Genomic DNA, 2,990 nt, shown 5'->3' on the forward strand with positions numbered 1-2,990 from the left:
GCGGTTGCCGCAGGCGGAAACTGCCCGCTATCGAAGCCCGATGAGGTGGTCGATGTGAACGGCGTGAAAGTGGCCGGATTTTCGAACCTGCCGGCCCGCCTGCCAGCGGACTCCTCCTCGCTTTATGCCAAGAATCTGATCGCCTTCCTGCCGCTCATCACGGCAGAAGACGGCGCGCTGAACCTCGACACTGATGACGAAATCGTCACCGCCATGCTGCTTTCGCGCGGCGGAGAAACCGTCAATGAAAGGCTGAAATCATGAAAGCCATCCCCGTAATCCTGTCGGCAGCGGCCCTCGCCCTGCCGGCGCATGCAGCCGAGATCGACGCGCTCAACCCGACCGTCTTCCTGGCCGCGATTTTCGCGCTTGCCTGCTTCGTCGGGTATTATGTCGTCTGGTCGGTGACCCCGGCCCTTCACACCCCGCTCATGGCCGTAACCAATGCGATCTCCTCGGTGATCATCGTCGGCGCGATTGTCGCCGCGGCGGCATCTGGCCTGATCAATGGCGGCTGGATCGCCAAGGCGCTCGGCGGCCTCGCTGTGGCGCTTGCCAGCGTGAACATCTTCGGCGGCTTCCTCGTCACCCAGCGCATGCTGGCGATGTACAAGAAGAAGGGGGAGTAGACCTTGGAACAGTTTGCAAACACCTGGGCCCCGCTCCTCTATCTCGTTGCGGGTATCCTCTTCATCCTCGCCCTTCGCGGCCTCTCCAGCCCGGCCACCAGCCGGAAAGGGAACCGCAATGGCATGATCGGCATGGCCATCGCCGTCGGAACGACGCTGGTCCTGCTCTGGGAAAGCCTCGACGCGGTGACCTGGGGCATCTTGATCGGCGGCGCGGCGATTGGCGGCACGATCGGTGCGATCATTGCCCGCCGTATCGCCATGACGGCAATGCCGCAGCTTGTCGCCGCCTTCCACTCTCTGGTCGGTCTCGCCGCTGTGCTTGTCGCAGCCGCTGCGCTTTATGCGCCGCTCGGTTTCGGCATCGGGACGGTCGGAAACATCAATTTCGTGTCGCTGATCGAGCTTTCGGTCGGCTCTGCGATTGGCGCGCTGACCTTTACCGGCTCTATCATCGCTTTCGCAAAATTGAATGGAAACATGTCGGGCGCGCCGATCATCCTGCCAGCAAGGCATATCCTGAATATCGCGCTTGCCGCAGGCATCGTGGCGCTGGTCGTCGTGCTGATCCTGTCGAGCGGCGCTGCGACATGGGCATTCTGGGCGCTTACCATCCTGGCGCTGATCCTCGGCATCACGCTGATCATCCCGATTGGCGGGGCCGACATGCCGGTCGTCGTCTCGATGCTGAATTCCTATTCGGGCTGGGCGGCAGCTGCGCTCGGCTTCACACTCGGCAATTTCGCCCTGATCATCACCGGCGCGCTGGTCGGCTCATCCGGCGCGATCCTGTCCTACATCATGTGCAAAGGCATGAACCGGAGCTTCATCTCGGTGATCCTGGGCGGCTTCGGCGCGGAGGATGGCGGCGCCGCCGCAGCAGGCGCGCAGGTCGACCGCCCGTTCAAGCAGGGCTCTGCCGACGATGCAGCCTTCATCATGAAGAATGCCTCCAAGGTCATCATCGTGCCGGGATATGGCATGGCGGTGGCGCAGGCCCAGCACGCGCTAAAGGAAATGGCCGAGCTTCTGAAAGCCGAAGGCGTGGACGTAAAATACGCCATCCATCCGGTCGCCGGCCGGATGCCAGGGCACATGAACGTCCTGCTCGCCGAGGCGCAGGTGCCGTATGACGAGGTGTTCGAGCTCGAAGACATCAATTCTGAATTCAACACGTCGGATGTGGCCTTCGTGATCGGCGCCAATGACGTGACCAATCCGGCGGCCAAGACCGACACGGCCTCGCCGATCTATGGCATGCCCATCCTCAACGTGGAGGACGCAGGCACGGTCCTGTTCATCAAGCGGTCCATGGGGTCAGGCTATGCCGGCATCCAGAACGAGCTGTTCTTCAAGGACAATACGATGATGCTTCTGTCGGATGCGAAGAAAATGGTCGAAAATATTGTGAAAGCTTTGTAGCCGGCAGCGTTTGACGTGCAGAAACAGAAAAGCCCGGCTGTAATGGCCGGGCTTTTCTTTTCATATCTTTCAGAAGATGAGCCGCCTCGCTCTATCCTGCAGCGCTGGCCCGCGCCGCATCGCCAGACCAGCTGGCCGCAGGCAGCGCCTCGATTTCCGGGCGCGCGAAAAAATAGCCCTGCATCAGGCTCACGCCCATGTCGCCAAGCGTCTCGCATTCGGCCGCCGTCTCCACGCCTTCGCAGATCGGCGTCACGCCCAGGTCGCGCGCCATGGTCAGCACGTTGTCGACGATCACCTGTTTGGCACGGTCGCGATCTACATTGCGGATCAAATCCATGTCGAGCTTGATGAAGTCTGGCTGGAACGCTGCCAGCAGGTTCAGACCGGAATAGCCCGCCCCGAAATCGTCGATCGCGGTCAGGAAACCCATGGAGCGATATGTGCGAAGGATGTTCAGGAGATGATCGGTGTCGAGCCGCTCATTCTCGGTGAACTCGAACATGATACGGTTGAGAGGAAAGCCAGTCTCCATTGCAACCGCGAGCGTCTGGCGGATGCAGGCGCGCGGCTCGTAGACCGCATTGGGCAGGAAATTGATCGACAGTAGCGGCGCATGCTCATGGTCTTTCAGACCAAGACCGGACGCGGTGCGGATGGCGGACGTCCGGCACTGCTGGTCAAATGAATAGCGCGTCGCTTCGCTGACCTGGGACAGAACAGTCCCGGCCCCTTCCCCATTGGCGCCGCGCACAAGCGCCTCATAGGCGTGCGCATGCCGGTCGGCGACGTTGAGGATGGGCTGGAAAGCCATCGTGATTTCGAGATCGAGCGTCTGGCTCTCGCGGCAGCGATTGCAATCAGGGGTCTTCATGGGGGCCTCTTCGTAGAATGAAGTGAGTATGCCCCTGCAAGGTTATAAATTCCTTTCATTTCATC

At 61.0% G+C, this 2,990-nt stretch carries 3 protein-coding genes and 1 pseudogene; 3 read left to right on the forward strand and 1 reads right to left on the reverse strand.

Annotation, left to right across the window (positions count from 1 at the left end; all coding sequences use genetic code 11):
* From WA989_RS09305 to WA989_RS09315, 3 genes and pseudogenes are all read left to right on the forward strand, one after another.
* Nucleotides 1–264: pseudogene (locus WA989_RS09305) on the forward strand (NAD(P)(+) transhydrogenase (Re/Si-specific) subunit alpha); the annotation flags it as partial.
* A 59-nt stretch (nucleotides 265–323) separates the two neighbouring features.
* Nucleotides 324–629 (forward strand): proton-translocating transhydrogenase family protein, encoded by a 306-nt coding sequence (locus tag WA989_RS09310; protein ID WP_424340226.1) that lies wholly within the window; start codon nucleotides 324–326, stop codon nucleotides 627–629.
* A gap of 3 nt (nucleotides 630–632) precedes the next feature.
* On the forward strand, nucleotides 633–2,051 hold the full coding sequence (locus WA989_RS09315; RefSeq protein WP_424340224.1) for an NAD(P)(+) transhydrogenase (Re/Si-specific) subunit beta: 1,419 nt from the start codon (nucleotides 633–635) through the stop codon (nucleotides 2,049–2,051).
* A 91-nt stretch (nucleotides 2,052–2,142) separates the two neighbouring features.
* Here WA989_RS09315 and WA989_RS09320 read toward each other — a convergent pair whose 3' ends face one another.
* The gene (locus tag WA989_RS09320; protein ID WP_424340225.1) at nucleotides 2,143–2,925 is read right to left on the reverse strand and encodes an EAL domain-containing protein; all 783 of its coding nucleotides are present in this window, start codon (nucleotides 2,923–2,925) and stop codon (nucleotides 2,143–2,145) included.
* Between the last annotated feature and the right edge of the window lie 65 nt (nucleotides 2,926–2,990).

Source organism: Henriciella sp. (assembly GCF_049649345.1).
GTDB lineage: Bacteria > Pseudomonadota > Alphaproteobacteria > Caulobacterales > Hyphomonadaceae > Henriciella.